The organism is Brumimicrobium oceani (assembly GCF_003143775.1).
Taxonomy (GTDB): domain Bacteria; phylum Bacteroidota; class Bacteroidia; order Flavobacteriales_D; family Crocinitomicaceae; genus Brumimicrobium; species Brumimicrobium oceani.
The window spans coordinates 597,499-620,659 of sequence record NZ_QFRJ01000001.1; the positions used below are offsets into that span (position 1 = coordinate 597,499).

General features: G+C 35.1%; 19 protein-coding genes. 7 read left to right on the top strand and 12 right to left on the bottom strand.

Features of this window, described 5'->3' with window-relative positions:
• Window positions 1-107 precede the first annotated feature (107 nt).
• Window positions 108-455 carry a hypothetical protein gene (locus tag DIT68_RS02585; RefSeq protein ID WP_109358247.1) on the bottom strand — a complete coding sequence of 116 codons (348 nt, stop codon included), beginning with the start codon at window positions 453-455 and terminating at the stop codon, window positions 108-110.
• Window positions 456-488: 33 nt separating this feature from the next.
• A complete protein-coding gene (locus DIT68_RS02590; protein WP_109358248.1) occupies window positions 489-1,010 on the bottom strand; it encodes a lipocalin family protein in 522 nt (173 codons plus the stop codon).
• 247 nt (window positions 1,011-1,257) lie between these two features.
• On the opposite strand from DIT68_RS02590, the gene DIT68_RS02595 reads away from it, so the two are divergent.
• Entirely contained in the window at window positions 1,258-1,866 is a 609-nt protein-coding gene (locus tag DIT68_RS02595) for an outer membrane beta-barrel protein (RefSeq protein ID WP_109358249.1), read from the top strand.
• A 531-nt stretch (window positions 1,867-2,397) separates the two neighbouring features.
• On the top strand, window positions 2,398-3,555 hold the full coding sequence (locus DIT68_RS02600) for a chloride channel protein (protein WP_317133880.1): 1,158 nt from the start codon (window positions 2,398-2,400) through the stop codon (window positions 3,553-3,555).
• A gap of 34 nt (window positions 3,556-3,589) precedes the next feature.
• On the opposite strand, the gene DIT68_RS02605 is transcribed toward DIT68_RS02600, so the two are convergent.
• Genes DIT68_RS02605 through prmC form a run of 7 tightly spaced genes read right to left on the bottom strand, consistent with a single transcriptional unit; the run spans window position 3,590 to window position 10,199 of the window.
• The gene (locus tag DIT68_RS02605; RefSeq protein ID WP_109358250.1) at window positions 3,590-4,462 is read right to left on the bottom strand and encodes an FKBP-type peptidyl-prolyl cis-trans isomerase; all 873 of its coding nucleotides are present in this window, start codon (window positions 4,460-4,462) and stop codon (window positions 3,590-3,592) included.
• Between the two features lies 1 nt (window position 4,463).
• Window positions 4,464-4,985: an FKBP-type peptidyl-prolyl cis-trans isomerase gene (locus DIT68_RS02610; RefSeq protein ID WP_109358251.1), complete on the bottom strand. Its 522-nt coding sequence runs from the start codon at window positions 4,983-4,985 to the stop codon at window positions 4,464-4,466.
• Between the two features lie 6 nt (window positions 4,986-4,991).
• Window positions 4,992-6,002 carry a DHH family phosphoesterase gene (locus DIT68_RS02615; RefSeq protein ID WP_109358252.1) on the bottom strand — a complete coding sequence of 337 codons (1,011 nt, stop codon included), beginning with the start codon at window positions 6,000-6,002 and terminating at the stop codon, window positions 4,992-4,994.
• A gap of 15 nt (window positions 6,003-6,017) precedes the next feature.
• The gene (dapA, locus tag DIT68_RS02620) at window positions 6,018-6,890 is read right to left on the bottom strand and encodes a 4-hydroxy-tetrahydrodipicolinate synthase (protein ID WP_109358253.1); all 873 of its coding nucleotides are present in this window, start codon (window positions 6,888-6,890) and stop codon (window positions 6,018-6,020) included.
• The gene (locus DIT68_RS02625; RefSeq protein ID WP_109358254.1) at window positions 6,890-7,327 is read right to left on the bottom strand and encodes a DUF6913 domain-containing protein; all 438 of its coding nucleotides are present in this window, start codon (window positions 7,325-7,327) and stop codon (window positions 6,890-6,892) included. The genes dapA and DIT68_RS02625 overlap by 1 nt, the downstream gene beginning before the upstream one ends.
• A 7-nt stretch (window positions 7,328-7,334) precedes the next feature.
• Entirely contained in the window at window positions 7,335-9,344 is a 2,010-nt protein-coding gene (gene ligA, locus DIT68_RS02630) for an NAD-dependent DNA ligase LigA (RefSeq protein ID WP_109358255.1), read from the bottom strand.
• A 6-nt stretch (window positions 9,345-9,350) separates the two neighbouring features.
• Complete coding sequence (gene prmC / locus DIT68_RS02635) at window positions 9,351-10,199, bottom strand: peptide chain release factor N(5)-glutamine methyltransferase (protein ID WP_109358256.1); 849 nt, start codon at window positions 10,197-10,199, stop codon at window positions 9,351-9,353.
• Window positions 10,200-10,308: 109 nt separating this feature from the next.
• Between prmC and DIT68_RS02640 the strand changes: the two genes are divergently transcribed.
• The 4 genes from DIT68_RS02640 (at window position 10,309) to DIT68_RS02655 (ending at window position 14,800) form a co-directional block, all read left to right on the top strand.
• The gene (locus DIT68_RS02640; RefSeq protein ID WP_109358257.1) at window positions 10,309-11,151 is read left to right on the top strand and encodes a transketolase; all 843 of its coding nucleotides are present in this window, start codon (window positions 10,309-10,311) and stop codon (window positions 11,149-11,151) included.
• Window positions 11,152-11,184: 33 nt separating this feature from the next.
• Entirely contained in the window at window positions 11,185-12,537 is a 1,353-nt protein-coding gene (locus DIT68_RS02645) for a vWA domain-containing protein (RefSeq protein WP_109358258.1), read from the top strand.
• Entirely contained in the window at window positions 12,537-13,493 is a 957-nt protein-coding gene (locus tag DIT68_RS02650) for a transketolase family protein (protein WP_109358259.1), read from the top strand. Before DIT68_RS02645 ends, DIT68_RS02650 begins: the two co-directional genes overlap by 1 nt.
• 113 nt (window positions 13,494-13,606) lie before the next feature.
• On the top strand, window positions 13,607-14,800 hold the full coding sequence (locus tag DIT68_RS02655; protein WP_109358260.1) for an aspartate aminotransferase family protein: 1,194 nt from the start codon (window positions 13,607-13,609) through the stop codon (window positions 14,798-14,800).
• A 226-nt stretch (window positions 14,801-15,026) separates the two neighbouring features.
• Here DIT68_RS02655 and DIT68_RS02660 read toward each other — a convergent pair whose 3' ends face one another.
• From DIT68_RS02660 to gyrA, 3 genes are all read right to left on the bottom strand, one after another.
• Complete coding sequence (locus DIT68_RS02660; protein ID WP_109358261.1) at window positions 15,027-15,719, bottom strand: Crp/Fnr family transcriptional regulator; 693 nt, start codon at window positions 15,717-15,719, stop codon at window positions 15,027-15,029.
• 801 nt (window positions 15,720-16,520) lie between these two features.
• Window positions 16,521-17,738 (bottom strand): tetratricopeptide repeat protein, encoded by a 1,218-nt coding sequence (locus tag DIT68_RS02665; RefSeq protein WP_109358262.1) that lies wholly within the window; start codon window positions 17,736-17,738, stop codon window positions 16,521-16,523.
• Between the two features lie 18 nt (window positions 17,739-17,756).
• Window positions 17,757-20,345, bottom strand: a complete 2,589-nt coding sequence (gene gyrA / locus DIT68_RS02670) for a DNA gyrase subunit A (RefSeq protein ID WP_109358263.1) — start codon at window positions 20,343-20,345, stop codon at window positions 17,757-17,759.
• A gap of 223 nt (window positions 20,346-20,568) precedes the next feature.
• Here gyrA and DIT68_RS02675 point away from each other — a divergent pair, with 223 nt between their 5' ends.
• Window positions 20,569-23,121 (top strand): ATP-dependent Clp protease ATP-binding subunit, encoded by a 2,553-nt coding sequence (locus DIT68_RS02675; RefSeq protein ID WP_109358329.1) that lies wholly within the window; start codon window positions 20,569-20,571, stop codon window positions 23,119-23,121.
• Window positions 23,122-23,161: the final 40 nt, after the last annotated feature.

The window sequence follows — 23,161 nt, forward strand, 5'->3', positions numbered from 1 at the left end:
CCAAATTCAATGTCAGTAGGTGGATCCTTACATTAGAAAAACATTAAGATTTATTTATGCGTGATTATGGATGTTTGAATGGTAGAAAATTCAATTATAATAAAAGATTACCCAAAACGATAAATTGTATTCTCCAACACCCAATACATTATACTGATGGATACATCAAAAAACACATACAGAATTAAAATAGAATCAATAATTTCATTTGCATTAAAGTATTTACCTTTTAAATGCCTTTTGTAACAAAAGTAATATAGAAGTATTCCTGAGAGTGAAAATAAAGCAGGTATAAAATAGATAATGTTTTCTAGACTCCCAAAATCAGAATATTGCTGTCCGAATGAATCTTTAAGAAATTCAATTCCATAAAACGTATCATAGAAGCCTATAGACCGCAATAAAATGGAGAATAGAAAAAGAGTAATTACTAGAATTTTAAGTTTTAAATCCATATCTTTATTACGTTGATAATTAACGACTTAATATTAACCATTAGAATCGTGTTCTACCCAAATCATATTCTCAGTTTCATAACCAATTTCTTGTGCTTTTTTAATGTACTTCTGTTTAATTTCATCTGGAATAGTTGGAGTTCTTGACAATATCCAAAGGTATTTTAAACTTTCACCGGCCACTAAAGCATATTTATAATCATCGTCTAATTCAATAACGTTATATCCAGAATAAAACGGTCCGAAGAAGGAAACTTTTAACATCGCTGTTTGCGGATCTTCAACAAACTTCGCCTTCCCTTCTGCTGATGTCCATTCTTTTTTAACGTAATTATATCCTTTGTTCACTACCTTAATTTTGCCATTATCCATTTTCGAATATTCAGCTGTTGTATTATTAAGGTTTTTCTCAAAACGAAAATCGAATCGCGCTATTTCATACCATTTCCCAAGGTACTTATCCGCGTCAAATTCTTTCACTGCTTCTGCCTTTTTAGGAATTGTTGCACAACTAAAAAGACCAAATATTAATAACGCTAAACTCACTTTTTTCATGATGTATAATTTTTAAATTCGCTTTATATAAATCTACCAATTTCTTCCACGTAATTCGTAATAATTTCATTAAAATTAGTGAAATAAAGTGTCGATAAAAGTGCATAAGCTCCTCAACTTTATATTTTGTTGCCATATTTTAACGCTAAGGTGTTGAATACTTATTTAAATTTGAAATCTATTAATTAACTATATTTTAACCGAACTATTTTGAAAGTTAAAATCTTTATCGAATAAAAAATATGCCATGAGAAAATTGAAAATTATTTCTGTGAGTCTACTTTCCTTGTTTTTTGTTTCAGGATTAAACTCACTCAACGCACAAGTACTGAGCAAAGGGGACTTTTTGTTTGATGCTTACATAGGATCACCTAAAATTTACGAACTAAGCAATAGAAATGCAATTAAAAGATTTGAAAGAGAAGATGGCTATATGAAATTTAGCGGATTTCAAGCTATTGGAATTAGATCAGAATATATGATAAACAATAGAGTTGGTCTTGGTTTAGACGCGAGCTACTCCGATTATAAGGTTTCTACGCTAAGTTTTGGTGAACCCAAACAAACCGAATACCAAACGCTTGCAGGAATGGTGACTTTCAATTATCATTTCCTTAAGAACTCGAAAAAGTTTGATTTACATGGGATACTAGGCATTGGTGCAGCAATTCGCACATCAACAGAAATCACCTATATCCCAAGGTATCAAGAAAATGACAATATATTTAATCACAATTTAGCAGTAAAATTAGGACTTGGTGCTAGATACTTTATCACTGACAAAATTGGAGTAAATCTTTCTGTTGGCTATGGTGAAGGTCCGTTCCTTAATGGAGGAATTTCAATTAAATTTTAAACGCTTCTCGGGAACTTTACCAGCAGTTTAATAAATTACAATAGAAAACGGTTTTCTCTTAAATTTGACAAGATCCTTCCATTGTTGAAAATAGAAATTTGCGAAGGATCTTGTCGGTTCACCGCTTAATCACATAATTGATTAGATGTATTTACTGGTAAAGTATCGGATAGGCATTAAGTTTTAATATATTATTACAAAGGCAAAACAAACACTTAATCTCTATCAACAAATCACTTTATCAATATATGATTTTGTAGAAATTCTAATGATAGCCGAGTTTTACAAGATGACTTGATTTAAATAGAATATTGGGATTAGGAATTCCGAAGCTCATTTTTTAAAGACTAAAACATCCTTTACTCTTTAAGTAAATGATTACTTTTACCGAATCCAATTTTAAAAGTCATTTGAGGTGAGGTTAAAAAGTAGAAGAAAACTCGTTAATTATCTTAATATTCTTGACCAACCTATAAAGTTTAATCCTTTTCTATTTAGTCGTACTTTTTTCTGTGGGCCTTATTGGGATTGATGGGCGGACTAATTGCAGGTATTTATTGGATTGTTTTAGAAGTGGTTGTTCATTTCCTCGGGCAATTTGACGGCTGGTTAGTCATCCCTACAATGACAATTTCGGGCCTATTGGCTGGGATTATTATTCATATTATTGGAGATCCAGGTGAAATATCTTTGATTGTCAATAATATTCGATTCAACAAGGGAAAACTAGATCCCAAACGAAATCCTTCAATGATTTTATCTTCACTTTTATGTGTTGGCTCTGGTGGAAGCTTGGGTCCAGAGGCTCCCTTAGTACAAGTTACTGGTTCAACAGGAACATGGATGGGAAAACTATTTCGATTGAAAGGCGAAGAATTGCGTTCTATGAGTATCGCAGGAATGGCAGCAGGATTTACCGCTTTATTTGGCGCTCCACTTGGAGGAAGTTTATTCGCCTTAGAAATTTTACATCATAAACATGTCGTTCAATATTACAAAGCCATCACTCCTGCCCTGGTTTCTAGTTTATTCAGCTACGTTGTTTTTGCATTGGTTATAAGTCTGGGCTTAGGTGCACTTTGGCATGTTCCAGTTTATGAATACGAAGGAATGTTTGATTTTGGATTAGCGGTTCTCTATGGAATTATTGCTGCGGCTGTTGGCTGGTTTTTTATTTACCTCACAAAAAGTTTCAAAAAGATATTCGAATGGAAAACTATGCCTATTTATATTAAAATGATGATTGGTGGAGTAATCTTAGGGCTTATCTCATACGCTTTTCCTATCACAAGATATTTTAGTCATTATGAAGTAAACGAACTTTTAACAACTCAATATACCTTATGGATGTTGATTGCTATTTTATTCTTTAAAATAATGGCTATTTCAATTACTGTTACCTCTGGGTGGAGAGGTGGATTTATTATTCCACTGTTTTTTGTTGGAGCTACAATTGGACTTATTATCTCCGAAATATTTCCAGATATTAATGCTTCTTTAGCAATAATCTGTAGTATGGCTGCGATAAATTCAACTGTAACAAGAACGCCAATGAGTACAACAATTCTTGTGGCAACTTTAACCGGTTTTACTTATTTAACTCCAATACTTTTTGCTAGTTTAACTGGTTATTTCTTAGCTCCTAAGCTACCGTTTATTGCCTCACAGTTAAGAGAAGAAAAGGAGTAATTCGCAAAGAAAAAATTAAAATCCGTAGCTAAATCTAATTAACTTTCGCTACCTGAACATCGTAGAAAATATCTTCTCCTGGCTTCACCATTTCAATTAATCCTTCGTTTCCGTAAGCTTCTTTTGCTGGAATGTAAATCATTAATCTATCACCCTCTCTAGCAGTAAGCAAGGCTTTGTGTAATCCTGGAACAATATTTCCATCGCCAATAACAAACTCAAAGGGCATTCCTGTTTGATAACTGTTGTCGTATCTTGGTTTACTTTCAGAACTTACAAAGTAGTTGATCAACACCTTATCCCCTTTTTGTATTGAATCTCCAGGTGATTTTAGCTCGTCATATTTCCAAATCTTTACACCATCTACTTCCGTAGTTGGCTTAAATTTCTTTACAATACGCATAGAAAGAATATTATTGGCATTTGGTGGAACTAATCCTTTGATTCCTAATTTTCCTCTTGCGTATTTTGAAGGTAGAAAAATATCTACATCGTCACCTACACGTAATTCTTGCATTGCAATATCCCAACCAGAAGTCTGTTGATTCCAACCTACTAAAAATGGTATACTGGGTTTTTTCACTTTGTGATTCCCATCATAAACAGTTCCATCTTCCAGTTTCGCTCTATAATCAATCATTACAACTTCGCCCTTTTGAAGCTTTTCACCTTTTCCTTTTTTGAAATAGGTGATCTTTACTCCATTTTTCAATTTTAAAGTATCGCTGGCCTTATCTATGACAATTTCTTTTGGTTTTGAGAGTGTATCCGAAATTTCCTCAAGATTTTCTACTGAATCACTGCTCTCCTTTTGTAATTCATCATTTTCAGTTGAAGTTTTAACTCCTTCAATTTCACATGAAGCAAATCCAAAACTTAATACTATAAAAATCAATAAAAATCGCATACTAATATATTTTAACTAATTCTAAATCAACAACCAAAACCTGTAATGGCGGAATTTTTTTAAAGTCACCAAGTAAGCCATGCCCTATATGACTTGGAATAATTAATTTCGCTTTATCACCCTCAGAGAGATACTTAATTCCTTCCATTACCCCTGTTTCGATATCAGATTTGTCCACTTTAAAAGTACTTAACTCTTTATCTTCAGTTTTATAAAGTAAAGAATCATTCAACATTTTAATTTCGAATTTCACATCAACTTTATCTCCTGCTTCTGCAGTCGGCCCTTCTTTATCTTCATAAATCCAGTAGCGCAAGCCAGATCCTGTTGATTTCATTTCCCAATTTTCACGCCGAGATAAATATAAGCGAATATTGATTTCATCCTCTCTGGTGAACTGCTCATTCATTTTTGTAGAATGCTCCACCGACCATTCAGGCTCTGGTGGAAGTTCCTTAGCTTTATCTTCGCATGAAAAAAGTAGTCCAAAAAAACTACTAAATAAAATGAATCTTTTAACCATTGGTTTTTAATTAAATTCGGGCAACACACTTTTAATTTTAGCAATTGCTTCTTCCATGTTTCCATCCCATCGTCCACCCGATGCATTCGCATGACCACCTCCATTAAAGTAGGTGTTGGCCATCACATTAACGGGGTTATTTTGTCCTTTCGAACGAAAAGAAATTTTAATTATTCCATCACCTTCAGTCAAAAATATAGATTTTTTTATTCCTGTTATAGATAAACCAACATTTACAAGTCCTTCTGTGTCACCTTTCACATAGTTAAACTGTTCTAGTTCAGACTTATCCAAAGAAATAATAGCAGTTTTAAACTCATCCAAAATTTCCATTTTTTCGTTAATGGCATAACTTCTTAAGCGCAATTTTTCGAAAGTATTGGTATCAAAAACAGCTTCATGGATTTTATAAGGTTGGACTCCTCCACGCATTAATTGTGCAATTACCTCATGGGTATGCGCCGTAACACTTGGAAAACGAAATGAACCACTATCTGTCATAATTCCACAATACAAGGGCTCTCCTATATTTACATCTAGAAGATTTGAGTTCCCCATAGCTTCAATAAAGTCAACGATTAATTGTGCTGTTGAACAAGAAGAAGTTTCCGAAAACAACAAATCAAACTCATCGCTTGGATCCAAATGATGATCAATCATGATTTTAAAAGCAGCACTTTCAATCATCATGTCTTTCATTACTCCTACACGACTCATTGCGTTAAAATCTAAACAGAAAATTACATCTGCGGTTGATACATGTTCAGAAACCTCCTCTAAGCGCGTTTCCGCATCGATAATTTGGTCAATTCCTGTCATCCATTCTAGGAAATATGGCGCAGGATCAGGATGACAAACTTTTACATCATACCCCAACTTTGTTAAAAAATGAAATAATCCCAAAGAACTTCCTATGGAATCTCCATCTGGGGATTTATGTGCAACAATTACTATCTTTTTTGAAGAATTTAGAACTTCTTTTACTCTAGCAATTCCTTGCTCATTAAATGTATGCATATAATTATATTTAAACTACTTAATTAAGTCTAACTGACTTTTCATTTTTGATTTTAATTCTTCGCTAATTGTGGTTAAAGGCAAACGAACGGTTTCGGTCCCAATTCCAATCAATTCTAGGCAGAATTTTATTCCTGATGGATTTCCTTCGGCAAAAAAGGAATCTGTAATATCTAAAACATCAAAGTGGTGCTTTCTTGCGGTAACTAAATCTCCTGTAAAACCAGCATTGATCATTGTAGAAAATTGCTTTGGTAATGCATTGGCAACAACAGAAATAACCCCATGTCCACCCATTGCAACCAATGGCATTGTTAGTGCATCTTCGCCTGACAACACAGCAAAATCTTCTGGTGCATTTTTCAAAATTTGCATTACTTGCTCTAAATTTCCAGAAGCTTCTTTAATACCAACTATGGTTTCAACTTTTGAAAGTTCTAAAGTTGTTTCTGCCGTCATATTACTCGCTGTTCTTCCAGGAACATTATATAATATAATTGGCTTTTTTGACACTTCTGCAATTGCCTTAAAATGAGCTATTATACCACGTTGACTTGGTTTGTTATAATGTGGAGAAGCACTTAAGAATCCATCTACACCTTCATGGTCAAAGTTCTTAATTTCTTCAACTAAAGCAGCTGTATTATTGTCTGCCATTCCCAATAAAATCGGCAACTTTCCGTTGTTTTCGTCAATAACAGTAGCCAAAACAAAATTCTTCTCGTCTGCTGTTAGCGTAGCAGTTTCCCCAGTTGTTCCTTGCACGACTAAAAAATCTGTTCCATTTTCAATTTGAAAACTAACTAGTTTTCGCAAAGCTATTTCATCAACACTTCCATCTGTTTTGAATGGTGTTACAAGTGCTACACCCGTTCCTTTAAACTGCATTATAATTGTATTTTAATTAAATAATTATTTATCTGTTTGAACAACTTACCTTCCGACAAACTTGAATCACTGAATGACAAATCAAATTTACTTAAAGTTTCTTGCTCCATTCCCACACTTATTAATTTAGAATGCTTTAAAACCGATTTTAATAAAGAATTATCTTTCTCCATTGCAACAATCAAAACACCTTTTGAAGTACTTAAAACTTCTGTCAATTTAGGTGTTTTGATCTTTCCAAAGAGATTAAAATCCTTCTTGGAAAGATAATAAACTTGTTCAATCTGAGGTAATTCAGCTATGCTTTTTGGTTGATTTACAGTTAGTAAATAATAAAATGATTCCGCACTAGATATGTTTCTCTCAACATTATTCTTTAGCTGTTGAAATTCCTTTTCACTTTTCCATTCCGAAATTATAATGATTCTTTTTTTCATTATTCATTCATTTTATCATCTCCATAAACTCAGCCTCCGAAAGAATCTCAACGCCCAATTTTTCGGCCTTCTCTAATTTCGCCGGCCCCATATTTTCTCCTGCAACAATAAATGAGGTTTTGGACGAAATACTCCCAACATTTTTACCTCCATTGGCTTCAATCGCTTCTTTTAGTTCTTTTCGAGAAAGTGTTTGAAAAACTCCAGAGACCACAATAGATTTCCCCTCTAAAACAGCACTGTCTAATTCTTTTTCTTCAATTTCAAATTGTAAACCAGCAGATTTTAAGCCTTCCACAATTTGTATATTTTCTTCTTGTAAGAAATGTTGCTGAATCGCAATAGCAATAACTTCTCCAACTTCGTCAATAGCAATCAATTCATCAAAAGAAGCTTTTTGAATGGTGTCAATATTCTTTAACGCTTTTGCAATTTTCTTCGCGACAGTTTCACCAACATGTCTAATTCCCAAAGCAAAAAGTACACGTTCAAAAGGAATCTTTTTTGAATCCTCTAAACCTTTCAATAAATTATTCGCAGATTTATCGCCCATTCTTTCCAGTCCCGCAATCTGTTCAAAAGTCAAAGTATATAAATCGGCACTGTTATGAATCAGTCCTTCCGCAAATAATTGTTCCACTGTTTCTGATCCGATTCCTTCAATATCCATTGCTTTTCTGGATATAAAATGAATTATTCTACCTGTTATTTGTGGAGGACAACCTAAATCATTTTGACAATAGTGATGTGCCTCTCCTTCCAATCTTTTCAGAGGTTCATCACACTCAGGGCAATTGGAAATGAATTTTATTTTTTCAGCGTTTTCAGCTCTTTGTGTTAAATCTACACCCACAATTTTTGGAATAATTTCACCGCCTTTTTCAACATAAACCGTGTCATTTTCATGCAAATCGAGTTTATTCATTTGATCTTCGTTATACAAAGAGGCCCTTCTAACAATCGTTCCTCCCAAAGAGACCGGAGAAAGATTAGCAACTGGAGTTACCGCCCCTGTTCTTCCTACTTGATAAGTCACCACCTCAAGTTTTGCGCTAGCTTGTTCTGTTTTGAACTTATAAGCGATTGCCCAACGTGGAGATTTAGCCGTACTTCCTAGTTCTTCTTGCTGACTGTAGTCATCCACTTTTATGACTATTCCATCAATTTCCAGAGGTAAATCCACCCTATGTTCATCCCAATAATGGATAAACTCCATGATTCCTTCAATAGAATCTGTTTTCTTCAAGTATTTTTTCTCTACCCTCGGAATTTTAAATCCCCATTCACCTGCGTTCAAAACACTTTCAAAATGACCTTCGGCAGGTAAATCTCTACCGTATACTCCATATAGAAAACAGTCCAATCCTCGTTCTGCAACAACTTTAGAATCCTGCATTTTCAAAGTTCCAGAAGCTGAATTCCTTGGATTTGCAAACAACTCTTCACCAGCAAGTTCTCTTAACTTATTTAAAGCATTGAACGAATCCAAGGTGAAAAATATTTCTCCTCGAATTTCAAAGGATTCAGGGTAATTTCCTTTTAATTTTAGTGGAATTGTTCGAATTGTTTTCACATTTGCTGAAACATCTTCTCCTTGCGTTCCATCTCCTCGGGTTACAGCTTGAACTAAGGCACCATTTTCATATCGGATTCCAATAGCTACACCATCGTATTTTAATTCACAAACATAATTGACTTTTCCAGGAACCAGTTTCTTTACGCGATTTTCCCACTCCACAATTTCCTCTTCAGAATAAGTATTGGACAAAGAAAGCATTGGAAAATCATGCTTTACCGTTTGAAACTTTTTAGTAATATCACCGCCAACCCTTTTGGTAGGGCTATTTGCAGCCGCTAATTCAGGAAATTTATTCTCTAAATCTTGAAGCTCCTTTAATCTTTGATCATACTCAAAATCCGAAACCTCAGAAACATTCTCTATATAGTATTGATGGTTGTAATGATTTAATTCTTTCGTTAAATCTTCTATTCTTTTTACAGCCTCTTTTCTATCCATTTTTCTTTAAAATTGTGCGTGAATCATTCTATCCTTACCCTGTAAATCTTGGCGAATTTCAATTTGATTGAATCCATAAGATTTCAAAACAGCTTCTACATCTTTCGCCATTTCTTCATGTACTTCAAAAAACAAACTTCCCTTTGGTACTAAATGATCTCGCGCATAAAGAGAAATCGCTTTGTAATACAAAAGTGGATTATTGTTGGGGACAAACAAAGCAGATTCCGGCTCAAAATCTAACACGTGATCTTTCATTTGCTCTTTATTGTCTAAGGGTATATAAGGAGGATTGGAAACAATTAAATCCCATTTATAATGGGAGTAATCATGTAGTTTTAGTGCATTGGCAAAATCAAATTGAACGTTTATTTTAAGCTGAATCGCATTTTCATTGGCCAAATCTAAGGCATTTTGAATAACATCTACTCCAAACACATTGCTCTTTGAAATAGCTGATTTTAAAGACAATGCAATACAACCAGAGCCTGTACCCACATCCAAAATTTTTGGACTCCTACCTTGCCATGTGTCCACTATCCAATTTACCAATTCCTCAGTTTCCGGTCTCGGAATTAAGGCCCTACGATCTGTTATTAAATCTAAACCGTAAAAATGAGTCCAACCCAACACGTATTGAACTGGTTTACCTTTATTGATTTGAATAATCGAGTTTTCCAACTTCTCTTCAACTCCCTGAGGTATAGTACTGTCTTTATTCAGTAAAATTTCCGAGGCATCATATTGCATGTAATGCATTAAGAACATTTTGGCAATTTGCTTTTTCTCCCTCTCTGTAAATATATCATTTAGCTTCTCACTAAAATGACCTATCATTTCATTTACGGTGCACATTATAATCCTATTTTGTGTAAAAGTAGTAATAAATTAAGGGCTATTTCCACTTAGATATTCTAAATTAAGTCTAGATTTGTAAAACAAAATAATTTGTTACAAATAAGCTATGGATATTAAAACTATGGAGCAATACGCTTCACAAACAAGAAGAGATATTGTAAGAATGGTAGCAGCCGTAAACTCTGGTCACCCAGGTGGCTCTTTAGGTTGTGCCGACTTTTTTACTGTTATGTATCACAAAATCTTAAAACAAGATCCTAAAAATTTCACCATGGATGGTGAAGGTGAAGATTTATTCTTCCTTTCTAATGGACACATTTCTCCAGTTTGGTATAGTACTTTGGCCCGTGCAAATTACTTCCCAGTTTCAGAATTAGCCACTTTCAGAAAATTGAATTCTCGCTTGCAAGGACATCCAAGTGTAGACCATGACTTACCAGGAATCCGAGCTGCATCAGGTTCTTTAGGTCAGGGACTTTCAATGGGGATTGGTGCTGCAGAAACAAAAAAACTGAATGGAGATGATAGATTCGTTTATGTTTTAATGGGTGATGGTGAATTGCAAGAAGGACAGATTTGGGAAGCTGCTATGTACGCAGCTGCTAAAAACGTTGATAATATAATTGCTTCTGTAGATTATAACGGACGACAAATTGATGGTGATGTAGAGGATGTTCTTTCACTTGGAAACTTGAAACAGAAATGGCAAGCTTTTGGTTGGGAAACACTTGAAGTTGATGGTCATAACATGGAAGAAATGATTTCTACTTACGAAAAAGCACAAGAATTATCTGGAAAAGGAAAGCCTGTTATGGTTTTACTGAAAACAGAAATGGGTCAAGGAGTTGATTATATGATGGGAACTCACAAATGGCATGGAGCTGCTCCAAATGCAGAACAATTAGAAAGTGCATTAAATCAACTAGAAGAAACTTTAGGCGATTACTAGACTAATAAAACATCAGTTGAAAAAAGTGAAAGAATGAAAAAGTTAATCATTGCGTTATTTATAACTCTTGCTGGATTTAGTTATGCACAAGAAGAATTAACGCGTGTACTTTTTGTTCTTGACGCTTCTAATTCAATGAATAAAAAATGGGGGAAAGAAGCCAGATTTGTCACAGCAAAACGAATTCTCTCTAACTCGGTAGATAGTCTTCGAGGAATTCCAAATTTGGAAATCGCCTTACGCGTTTATGGTCACCAATCCCCTATCACTGCAAATTATCAAGATTGTGCAGATACCAAACTAGAAGTGCCTTTTGCAAAAAACAATCATCAACAAGTTCTGAATAAAATCAAGACCATTCGTGCCAAAGGAACCACTCCAATTGCAAGATCTCTTGAACAGGCAGCTGATGATTTTCCAAATAAAAGCTCTAGAAATGTAATCATTTTAATTACAGATGGAATTGAAGCTTGTGATGATGAACCTTGTGTGATTGCAGATAAATTACGGGCAAAAGGCATAACAATTAGTCCTTTTGTGATTGGTTTAGGAATGGATATGTCTTATCTCTCTCACTTTGATTGCTACGGAAACTATAAATCTGCCGAAGATCCAATGGCTTTTGAAGCAGTTTTGAAGAATGTAGTAAACAAAGCACTCGTAAATACAACGGTACAAATCAACTTGAATACAATAGATGGAAAACCGTTGGAGACAGATATTACCATGTTTTTGTATGAGGCAGGAACCAAGAACTTAAAGTACACTTATATGCATACTCTAAATGAGGAGAAACTGCCAGATACTTTAGTTTTAGATCCCAGTATTCAATACGATTTAATTGCAAAAACACTTCCTCCACAAGTAAAGAAAGGAATTAAAATTCAACGCAACACCCACAATACAATAGAATTACCAACTCCTCAAGGTCAGATTAAAGTTGAATTTAATCAGCCCTCGCGATATGATTTCGTTGATGCTCGCATAATGCAGAAAGGAAAAACCACTACATTAAACGTTCAAAAACTGAATACCACTCAGGACTATATTGTGGGAGATTATGAAATAGAAATACTTACATTACCCCGCAGATACGCTAGTGTAAAGGTCAATCAAAGCAGGCTACAAACAATATCTTTGGATGCACCAGGAGTGGTGAACTTCTCTGCTTACAAAATTGTGACCGCCCAAGTATTCGAAATCAAGAAGAACAATGAATTAGAATGGGTTTGTGACTTATTAGAAAACACCTTAAACAACACCTTCATCCTTCAACCGGGGAAGTACAAAGTTGTCTACAGACAAAAAGAATTGAAATCTACCAGCTATTCTAAACAAAAAGATTTTAACGTATATTCGAACAAAACAGTAACGATAAATTTATAATGGAAAAGAAAATCACAATTTTAGGCGAAAAAGACACACGTTCAGGCTTTGGAGAAGGCTTGCACGAATTGGGTAAATCTCATCCAAATGTAGTGGCATTGTGTGCAGATTTAACTGGCTCTTTAAAAATGAATGCTTTTGAAGATGATTTCTCGGATCGTTTCTTCCAAGTAGGTATCTCTGAAGCCAATATGATCAGTATGGCTGCAGGAATGACAATTGGCGGAAAAATTCCTTTTACTGGAACATTCGCTAATTTTTCTACAGGAAGAGTTTATGATCAAATACGTCAATCTGTCGCTTATTCTGGAAAGAATGTAAAAATTTGTGCTTCTCACGCTGGATTAACGCTAGGAGAAGATGGAGCAACTCATCAAATTTTGGAGGACATCGGAATGATGAAAATGATGCCGAATATGACTGTTATTGTTCCTGCTGATTTCAATCAAACTAAACAAGCAACAAAAGCAATTGCAGACTTAGATGGACCTGTTTATCTTCGCTTTGGACGTCCAAAAGTGCCTATTTTTGTTGCTGATGATGCAGAATTTGTAATTGGTAAAGCAGATACCATTTTTGAAGGAAAAGATGTTTCAATTATCGCTTGTGGCCATATGGTTTACAAAGCAATTGAAGCTGCTCAAGAACTAGCAAAAGAAGGAATCGATGCTGAAGTGATTAATATGCACACGATAAAACCTTTAGATGAAAAAGCAATTTTAGCATCTGCTCAGAAAACCGGTTGCGTGGTGACCGCTGAAGAGCACATGATTAACGGCGGATTAGGTGATGCTGTAGCACAAGTTTTAAGCAGAAATAATCCTACTCCTCAAGAATTTGTTGGTGTTAATGACACTTTCGGTGAAAGTGGAACTCCAAATGAATTAATGACCAAATACAACATTGATACTGCGGATGTGATTAAAGCAGCAAAAAAAGCAATTTCACGTAAATAATATTTGATTTCTAACAGTTCTTTGGAATAGGATTCTAGAGAACTGTTTTCTTCACCTACTCCTCTTCTACTTGCATCCATAATTCTACTTTTTCGAAATAATTTTAATTTCTAATGAAAGCATCTTTAACCAAAGCTGAAAAATTTAAACAACTTCAGGGACAAACCAGTCCTTTTCCTTTTTTAATAGATGTAGATTATGCCAAAGGAAGCTATATCTATGATAAATCAGGGAAATCTTATTTAGACATGATTGCAGGAGTTGCTGTTAATAATATTGGCCATAATCACCCAGAAGTTGTCGAAGCTTTAAAAGCGCAAATTGACAGACATTTACATGTAATGGTTTACGGCGAATTTATTCAAGATGCACCATTAGAAATGGCGGAGAAACTAACAGCACTACTACCCAATTCTTTAAATGCCGTTTATTCCGTTAACTCGGGAACAGAAGCCAACGAGGCGGCAATCAAACTGGCTAAACGGGTTACCGGAAGAAAAGAGATTATTTCTTGTTTTGGCGCTTATCACGGAAGTACTAATGGAAGTTTAAGCTTATCGAGTAAGGAAATTAAGAAAAAGCCTTTTGAACCTCTTTTACCAGAAATTAATTTTATTGAGCACAACTCCATTGTAGATTTAGAGAAAATAACAGAAAAAACAGCTGGTGTTTTTATTGAAACTATTCAGGGAGATGCTGGAGTGAGACAAGCTTCAACAGAATATTTAAAAGCACTAAGAAATAGATGTGATGAAACTGGAGCACAACTCATTTACGATGAAATTCAATGCGGAATGGGAAGATCAGGAAAAAACTTCGCTTTTGAACATTCTGGAGTTGTTCCAGATATTTTAACATTGGGAAAAGCATTAGGAGGTGGAATGCCAATTGGAGCATTAGTTAGCAGTCAAGAAAAACTTGATTTATTTAGCCACGACCCTATTTTAGGACACATCACTACATTTGGTGGACACCCAGTTGTTTGTGCTGCGGCTGCAGCGGGATTGAAAGTTTTGTCTGAAATTGATTATGATGAAGTTGAAAAAATAGGTAAATTCATTGAAGATGAACTACTTAAACATAATCTCGTTAAAGAAATTCGAAGAGTGGGAATGATGTTTGCCATTGATATGGAAAACGCAGAAATTGTGAACAAAATCGTTATGGGATGCATGGAAAAGGGTTTAATCTCTTTTTGGTTTTTGTCGCACCCTGATAGTTTTAGATTGAGTCCTCCCTTGACATTGAATTGGGAAGAAGCGAAAAAGGCAGTTGAGATAATCAATGAAGCAATCAATGAGATTTAAAAATTTATATCAGGCCGACAAATCCAGTTTATCCGGTAAAAATTCACAGATCCCTCCGATATTTTTTACTAAGCTGTACAGCTTTTGTTGATTACTATTTTTTCATTATCCTATAAAGTAAAGACCCAAGATAAATCTGCTTCACGACATTAACTTGAGCAATTTTCTCTATTTCATGTTTGCTTTTCGGCGTTACGTTATGAAACTCTTTTTTTCCTCATCTTTTCTACGCTAATAATTTCGAGTCATGCACCAAAATAGAATTTCTTTCCAAGTGAATTAGTCCCGCTTGTTTGAATTCGTTCAATATAGTAGTTACCTTCTGACGTGAAATTCCAGTTAAACTTGCGATCTCTTGATGTGTCAAATTGTGTTTTATCAGCGTTTCATATCCTACGGGTTTCCCAATATCTTCTGCCATTTCTTTAATAAAATCTATGACTCTATTTCTAGATTTTTTCAGCATTACAGACTCCAATCTATTATCTAGTCTACGATAGTCTGTTAACATATTTTTGACCAACCTCTGATAAACTCGCTGATTTCTTACACTTATACTTTTGAATTCTGCTGTAGGGATAGAATACACAATGGTATTTTTATCCATCACCTTGGCAGAATCAGTATGATTGACAAACAAAGTAGAATCTATTGCAGCATGCTCTCCATAATAGTCACCATCATTCAAAATACGCTTGATACTTTCTTTTTCTGAATCAGAATGTTTAATTATTTTTACCCTACCACTATTAACAAAGAATACATTATCCATTGGGTCTCCTTGACGAAATAGAAAATCATTTTTAGCATATTGATTTACTTCAAAAAGACTCTGTAGCGACTTTTTTTGATCAGAGGAAAGTCCCCTAAATAATTCATTATTATCAATAAACCAGAGTTTTGCGTTTTTATTAATCATGTTGTCGGTGTTTTATATCAACTAATATAATGAGTGAAATTAATTACATACAAAACAATAACTTATAAAAAAGGTTCATTGATAGCAGACCAAATCTTAAAAAAAATTAAATAAATTGATAAAACAGTTAATCAAATAGCCTGTCATTCTAAATAAGCAGTACTAAATATTTGAAATGCATAAAAGTAAAATAGCGCTATCCATATAAGTCCTAGATTGTAAAAGACATTTTTCTTACCTACAAAATTGAAAAATTCAGTTTGATGATCAAATCACTGCCTTCCGATGTTCAACTAGAATAAATTATAATGATCCTTCGGAAAAATTTTTATTTTCTGAGGGAAGGATTCCTTCTATTTCACCTATTAGCAATAGTTCTTTATAAGAAAAGTCAAATAGGATTGAACAAAAGTACTTATTTCGATCTAATTAGGCAGTTGTCCTATAAAATATACTTTTGAGTAGTTTTAGCAGTATGTAGCTCTCGCTCATTGAGCAAGTTTGGAATAAATAGCGGATAATTTCTTAAAAGTCCTCTAAGTGTTTAAAAGGCTAATCCTTCAATAATAACAATTCACATCTCTATTTCTGAAGGTCTCAAAAAATAACAGGTCAACAAAAATAATCTCTCGAGTTTATCTATCGACTGAAAATGCCAGTTTTATGGTTTTCACTTTTTATGAAACTTAGAAATTAAAATGAATCCTATATACCCATCATGATGACAGTCACAAAATTTTGTTCATTAAACAAAAAAAGCTGCTACCTAAGTAACAGCTTTTTCACAATACAATTCACAACTTATTTTCCTTCAGCTGCAGCGGCATCGGCGCGTTTCTTATACTCTATTGCTTTCTCAGTATTTCCAGCATTTCTATGTACCTGAAACAATACATTTAATACGCCGGAGTTATTAGGGTCTTGCTTAATGTAAATTTCCAATGGTGCTATTGCGTTTTTATACATTTCTTGACTTCTTGCACTTACCTTGTCATAATCAGGATTATTGAAATCCATCTGACTTGCAGTAGTTTTTAGTTTTTCACCTCTTCCTAAATAAAGAACACCTAGGTTATATGCAGCTTCTGCATATTCAGGGTCAATCTTGATTGCACGCTGTAGGTTGCTTTCCGCCTTAGCATACAACTCCTCTACTTCATCAGATTTTGCTTGGTAACCTTCGTCTGTAATTTCCATCGCAGCAAAATCTGCATAGGATTTATCTGCGGCAGTTAAATAAATTGAACCCATGTTAGAGAACAACACTTTATTGTTTGGAGATGACTTTGCTGCAGCATCAAAATACGCTTCGGCCTTGGCAAGATCGTCATTATCCAGGGCAATATTAACACCTGCTATAGCTAAATCTTCACTTTCAGGAAACATTTCAAGTGCTCCAGAAATAAATTCCATCGCTTTTTCCGGCTCACCAGACTTACTCAACGTATCGATGTAGTTTCTTGCAGCAATAATTGCATTGGTTCTCATAGCTTCACGCTCCTCCTGAATATTCGCAATTTGCTTCACTTGATATGCCCCAGCAAATCCTGCGTAGGCCATCTGATATTTTTTCTGTTTAAACATCATTTCACCAACAGAAACAGCTTGACCTACTTTGCGGTTGAAGAATAAATCAACATCAGACTTGTAACGTCTTTTGCTCTCTGTATGCTTGATAGACTGCTCAATAACATCCAAAATAGAGTCATTTTTGTACACTTCTAAATCTTCAGCTGATGTCAACCCAGCCATTTCAACCAAGCTATAATTAATTACAGCATTGTAATAATTTGCTTTTGGATCTGTCTTTGTAGATTCATCAGTCATTGCCGGATCAATGTACTTTTTTGCTTCCAACAAATAAGATTTAGCTTTAGTTAAATCTTGCTTTTGAAAAGCAGGCTCATATTTTTGAAACTCAAGTGCAGCAGAAACAACGTTGCTATTTTGTGAAAATCCTTGAACACCAACAAAAAGTGATGCACAAACGATTCCTAAATTTACTTTATTCAATTTCATTTTGTCTGTTTTTTATTTTTATTCCTCTGTAGTATCATTTTCTGTGCCATTCTCATCGGATTCATCAGGTGTATCATTGGCATTATCGTCAGAACCTACTACTTCTTCATCAATAACTTCTTCTTCCAACTCCTCTACTTCGTCTTCTTTAGGAACTTTTGCTACAGCTGCAATTTCACCACCTTTAGAAAGGTTGATTACCCTAACACCTTGTGCTGCACGTCCCATCACACGAATTTGATCTACTCTTGAACGAATAGTAATTCCACGTTTAGTAATGATCATTAAATCATCTTCGTCTGTTACATTATTAATGGCAATTAAATTACCTGTCTTTTCCGTAACAGAAAGTGTCTTAACTCCTTTACCTCCGCGATTCGTTACACGATAGATTGGATCTCCAGTTTCTGGATCATTAAAGAATGAACGCTTACCATAGCCGTTTTCAGAAACCACTAAAATACTGTTTTCGCTATCTGGCTCTAAACATATCATTCCAATTACTTCATCATCTGAAGTACTCATTGTAACACCTTTCACTCCAATTGAGTTTCTTCCCACTGTTCTAACAGTTGACTCATTGAAACGAATAGCATAACCAGATTTTTTGGCCAAAATAATTTCCTGTGAACCGTTGGTCAACTTAGCACTCAACAACTCATCACCTTCATTAATATTAATGGCATTAATTCCATTTGATCGAGGTCTAGAATATGCTTCCAATTTTGTTTTCTTGATTATACCCTTCTTAGTACACATAACAATAAAGTTATTGTCTACGTATTCTTCGTCAGTTAAATCTTGAACGTTAATGTAAGCTTTAATCTTATCATCTTGTTCTATATTAATCAAGTTTTGGATTGCTCTTCCTTTAGAGGTTTTACTTCCTTCTGGAACTTCAAATACACGCATCCAGAAACATTTACCTTTTTCGGTAAATACCATTAAGTAGTTGTGATTTGTTGCAACAAAAATTGTCTCTAAGAAATCTTTATCTCTTGTTGTTGAGCCTTTAGAACCCGTTCCTCCTCTATTTTGAACCTTGTACTCACTTAGACTTGTACGTTTAATATAACCTGCATGAGAAATAGTCACAACAACTTCGTCATCTGGTATTAAATCCTCAATTCTCATTTCTGAAGCAGAGAACTCAATAGTTGAGCGACGATCATCACCGTATTTTTCACGAATATATTCTAGTTCCTCCTTAATAATAGCCATTCTACGAGATTCATTGGCCAAAATGTCTTTAAGGTCTTCAATGGTTAACATTAATTCAGCGTATTCCGCTCTTAGTTTATCCTGTTCAAGTCCTGTTAACTGTCTCAATCGCATTTCTACAATTGCACGAGACTGAAGCTCTGACAATTCAAAACGTTTGATTAAGTTTTCTCTTGCTTCGTCAGGACTACTTGATGCGCGGATGATTTTTATAACTTCATCGATGTTATCAGATGCTATAATTAATCCCTCCAATAAATGCGCTCTCTCTTCAGCTTTTCGTAATTCGTATTTTGTTCTTCGAACGATAACTTCATGACGGAAATCAACGAACTTAGCGATCATCTCTTTCAAGTTCAACAACTCCGGCCTTCCATCAACCAAACAAATGTTATTAACTGAAAACGAAGTCTGTAACGCAGTATACTTAAACAACTTATTTAAGACCACATTAGGAATAGCATCTCTTTTCAATTCATAAACTACACGCAGTCCGTTACGGTCAGATTCATCTCGAATATCAGTAATACCCTCGATTTTACCTTCATTCACCATGTCTGCGGTCTTCTTAATCATGTCCGCTTTGTTCACCTGGTAAGGAATTTCACTAACCACAATATGCTCGCGACCATGTTTATTCTCCTCTATAATGGCTTTCGCTCGAATAACAATTCGACCTTTTCCAGTTTCAAATGCAGATTTCACACCGTCATAACCATAAATTATACCACCTGTAGGGAAGTCGGGTGCAGTGATATACTTCATTAAGCCATCCACTTCAATCTCTTTGTCCTCGACATAAGCAATTGTCCCATTGATTACCTCTGTTAGGTTATGAGGTGCCATATTTGTTGCCATACCCACAGCGATACCACTAGCTCCATTAATCAAGAGGTTAGGTACTTTTGTTGGTAAAACCGTTGGCTCTGTTAAACTATCGTCGAAATTAGGAATGAAATCGACTGTTTCTTTGTCGAGATCGCCTAACATTTCTTCAGATATTTTCCTTAATCGCGCCTCGGTATATCGCATCGCAGCTGGACTATCACCATCCATTGAGCCAAAGTTACCCTGTCCATCCACTAAAGGATAACGTAATGACCAATATTGCGCCATACGAACCATAGTATCATAAACAGAACTATCACCATGAGGGTGGTACTTACCAAGTACCTCACCAACGATTCTCGCTGACTTTTTATGTGCTTTATTGGAGTAAACTCCTAAGTCTTGCATTCCGTAGAGTACACGTCTATGTACTGGTTTAAATCCATCACGTACATCTGGAAGAGCACGCGAAACAATAACTGACATTGAGTAATCAATGTAAGCGGATTTCATTTCATCTTCGATGTTAATCTTAATGATTCTTTCTCCTTCTGCCATCTTGTCATTTAATTTATTACTGCACGAATGTTGCGTGCGTTTAGAATGCCCGAAAATAAGGATTTAAATCAAGTTAGGGGTTATGGTTTTCATAAATTATAAACAAAAATCTGTGAATAATTGTGAAGAACTTAAACCATTATCTTGTTTATTCGTTTTATTTTTGAATGTGTTGTTTTTGGGATAGGATAACAACACAAAATTTATGTATATTCGTAAAACTATGGAAGCAAAATTTTCGCCAAGAGTAAAAGACGTTATCAATTTCAGTCGTGAGGAAGCCCTTCGATTGGGAAATGATTATATCGGCGTCGAACACCTATTACTTGGCCTAATTCGTGAAGGAGAAGGCTTGGGCATTCGTGTTTTAAAAGAGTTTAATCTAGACTTAGAACAAATTCGATATCAAATAGAATCGTACCTTAATAAGTCCGCAAATAATTCAGCAAAAGACTTAACTAACATACCCTTAGTAAAGCAAGCTGAAAAAGTATTGAAAATAACCTATTTAGAAGCAAAGTTATTTAAAAGTCCAGTAATTGGAACAGAGCATTTATTGTTGTCCATTCTAAAAGATGAAAACAATGTTGCATGTAGAACTTTGAATAGATATGGAGTAATTTATGACAACATTAAAGATGAAATTGAAGCTATGTTAGAAGAAAATAATCCAAGAGCTGAGTTCCCAGGGACCGGTGATGGCGGCGGTGATGCCGGCTTTGCTGGAGGATCTGGACCAACTGGAGGAGCTAGAAAAGCAGGTGATACCAAATCAAAAACACCTGTGCTTGATAATTTTGGTAGGGATTTAACAAAACTCGCCGAAAATGATCAATTAGACCCTATTGTGGGCCGAGAAAAAGAAATAGAACGTGTGAGTCAAATCTTATCTCGAAGGAAAAAGAACAATCCTATTCTTATAGGAGAGCCTGGAGTAGGTAAAAGTGCAATTGCAGAGGGATTGGCCTTAAGAATTGTGCAACGAAAAGTTTCGCGCGTATTATTCGACAAAAGAATTGTGTCGTTAGATTTAGCTTCCCTTGTAGCAGGGACTAAATACCGTGGTCAGTTTGAAGAGCGCATGAAAGCCGTGATGGCTGAAATCGAAAAAAATAGAGATGTAATTCTATTTATTGATGAAATTCATACGATTGTTGGTGCCGGTGGAGCAAGCGGATCTTTGGATGCCTCCAATATGTTCAAACCAGCTTTGGCAAGAGGCGAATTGCAAGCAATTGGAGCAACTACACTGGATGAATATCGTCAGCACATTGAAAAAGATGGAGCTTTAGAAAGAAGGTTCCAAAAGGTTTTAGTGGAGCCAACTACTGCGGAGGAAACCATTGAAATATTAAATAACATTAAGGAGCGTTACGAAGACCACCACAGCGTTACCTATACACCAGAAGCGATAAAAGCTTGTGTATCTTTAACGGACCGATATATTTCTGACCGCCATTTACCAGACAAAGCCATCGATGCTTTAGATGAAGTTGGTTCTCGTGTACACTTAACCAACATCAATGTTCCTAAACAAATCATCGATATCGAAGGTAAAATTGAAGAAATTAAAGAAAAGAAGAATGACGTAATCAAGTCTCAGCAATATGAAAAGGCTGCAGAATTACGTGATTCGGAAAAGAAACTTCAAGATGAATTAGAAGAAGAAAAACTAAAATGGGAAGAGGATACTAAAAACCACAAGGTCACTGTAACAGAAGAAAACGTGGCTGATGTTGTTGCCATGATGACTGGAATTCCAGTTCAGCGAATTGCAGAAAAAGAAAGCGGTAAGCTGGCAAAAATGTACGAAGAAGTACGTAGTAAGATAATCGGTCAAGATGAAGCTGTTGCCAAGGTGGTTAAAGCCATTCAAAGAAACCGAGCAGGACTTAAAGATCCAAACAAACCTATAGGTTCGTTTTTCTTCTTAGGACCAACAGGAGTGGGTAAAACTTTGTTAACGAAAGTTTTAGCAAAACAAATGTTTGATTCTGAGGAAGCGCTTATCCGTGTAGATATGTCAGAATATATGGAGAAATTCTCCATCTCAAGGTTAGTTGGAGCACCTCCAGGATATGTAGGTTATGAAGAAGGTGGTCAACTCACAGAAAAAGTGAGAAGAAAGCCCTACTCCATCATCCTATTAGATGAAATTGAAAAAGCGCATCCTGATGTTTTCAATATTTTACTTCAAGCATTAGATGAAGGACACATGACGGATGGTCTGGGTCGTAAAATTGATTTTAAAAACACAATTATCATCATGACTTCGAATATCGGAGCTCGCCAACTACAAGATTTTGGTACTGGTGTTGGTTTTGGTACTGCAGCACGTTTGTCCTCAACGGAAGATGATCAAAAATCAGTAATTCAAAGCGCATTACGCAAGGCATTTTCTCCAGAATTCTTGAATCGTGTGGATGATTTGATTTTATTTAAATCACTTGAAAGAGAAGATATTCATAAGATTATTGATTTAGAACTGATTCACTTATATAAGAGAATCAATAATTTAGGATACAACATTGAGTTAAATAAAGACGCTAAAGACTTTATTGTGGATAAAGGATACGATGCAAAATTTGGGGCTAGGCCTTTAAGCAGAGCAATTCAGAAATACATTGAAGATCCATTAGCAGAACAAATCATCAACGCTTCAATTAAAGAAGGCGACACCATCAAAATGTCTTTAAATGAGGAAAAGGATGGTCTGTCAACTGAAGTGATTGAGGGAGAAAAGAAGGTGAATGATTCGAAGGAAGACGAAAAGTGATTTTTATAATTAGACTAATAAAGGGAGTGTTCAAATGCTC

Bases quoted from the DNA above. Each gene is read 5' to 3' on its own strand.
- DIT68_RS02585 (WP_109358247.1), bottom strand. From the start codon at position 455: ATGGATTTAAAACTTAAAATTCTAGTAATTACTCTTTTTCTATTCTCC.
- DIT68_RS02590 (WP_109358248.1), bottom strand. From the start codon at position 1,010: ATGAAAAAAGTGAGTTTAGCGTTATTAATATTTGGTCTTTTTAGTTGT.
- DIT68_RS02595 (WP_109358249.1), top strand. From the start codon at position 1,258: ATGAGAAAATTGAAAATTATTTCTGTGAGTCTACTTTCCTTGTTTTTT.
- DIT68_RS02600 (WP_317133880.1), top strand. From the start codon at position 2,398: ATGGGCGGACTAATTGCAGGTATTTATTGGATTGTTTTAGAAGTGGTT.
- DIT68_RS02605 (WP_109358250.1), bottom strand. From the start codon at position 4,462: ATGCGATTTTTATTGATTTTTATAGTATTAAGTTTTGGATTTGCTTCA.
- DIT68_RS02610 (WP_109358251.1), bottom strand. From the start codon at position 4,985: ATGGTTAAAAGATTCATTTTATTTAGTAGTTTTTTTGGACTACTTTTT.
- DIT68_RS02615 (WP_109358252.1), bottom strand. From the start codon at position 6,002: ATGCATACATTTAATGAGCAAGGAATTGCTAGAGTAAAAGAAGTTCTA.
- dapA (WP_109358253.1), bottom strand. From the start codon at position 6,890: ATGCAGTTTAAAGGAACGGGTGTAGCACTTGTAACACCATTCAAAACA.
- DIT68_RS02625 (WP_109358254.1), bottom strand. From the start codon at position 7,327: ATGAAAAAAAGAATCATTATAATTTCGGAATGGAAAAGTGAAAAGGAA.
- ligA (WP_109358255.1), bottom strand. From the start codon at position 9,344: ATGGATAGAAAAGAGGCTGTAAAAAGAATAGAAGATTTAACGAAAGAA.
- prmC (WP_109358256.1), bottom strand. From the start codon at position 10,199: ATGTGCACCGTAAATGAAATGATAGGTCATTTTAGTGAGAAGCTAAAT.
- DIT68_RS02640 (WP_109358257.1), top strand. From the start codon at position 10,309: ATGGATATTAAAACTATGGAGCAATACGCTTCACAAACAAGAAGAGAT.
- DIT68_RS02645 (WP_109358258.1), top strand. From the start codon at position 11,185: ATGAAAAAGTTAATCATTGCGTTATTTATAACTCTTGCTGGATTTAGT.
- DIT68_RS02650 (WP_109358259.1), top strand. From the start codon at position 12,537: ATGGAAAAGAAAATCACAATTTTAGGCGAAAAAGACACACGTTCAGGC.
- DIT68_RS02655 (WP_109358260.1), top strand. From the start codon at position 13,607: ATGAAAGCATCTTTAACCAAAGCTGAAAAATTTAAACAACTTCAGGGA.
- DIT68_RS02660 (WP_109358261.1), bottom strand. From the start codon at position 15,719: ATGATTAATAAAAACGCAAAACTCTGGTTTATTGATAATAATGAATTA.
- DIT68_RS02665 (WP_109358262.1), bottom strand. From the start codon at position 17,738: ATGAAATTGAATAAAGTAAATTTAGGAATCGTTTGTGCATCACTTTTT.
- gyrA (WP_109358263.1), bottom strand. From the start codon at position 20,345: ATGGCAGAAGGAGAAAGAATCATTAAGATTAACATCGAAGATGAAATG.
- DIT68_RS02675 (WP_109358329.1), top strand. From the start codon at position 20,569: ATGGAAGCAAAATTTTCGCCAAGAGTAAAAGACGTTATCAATTTCAGT.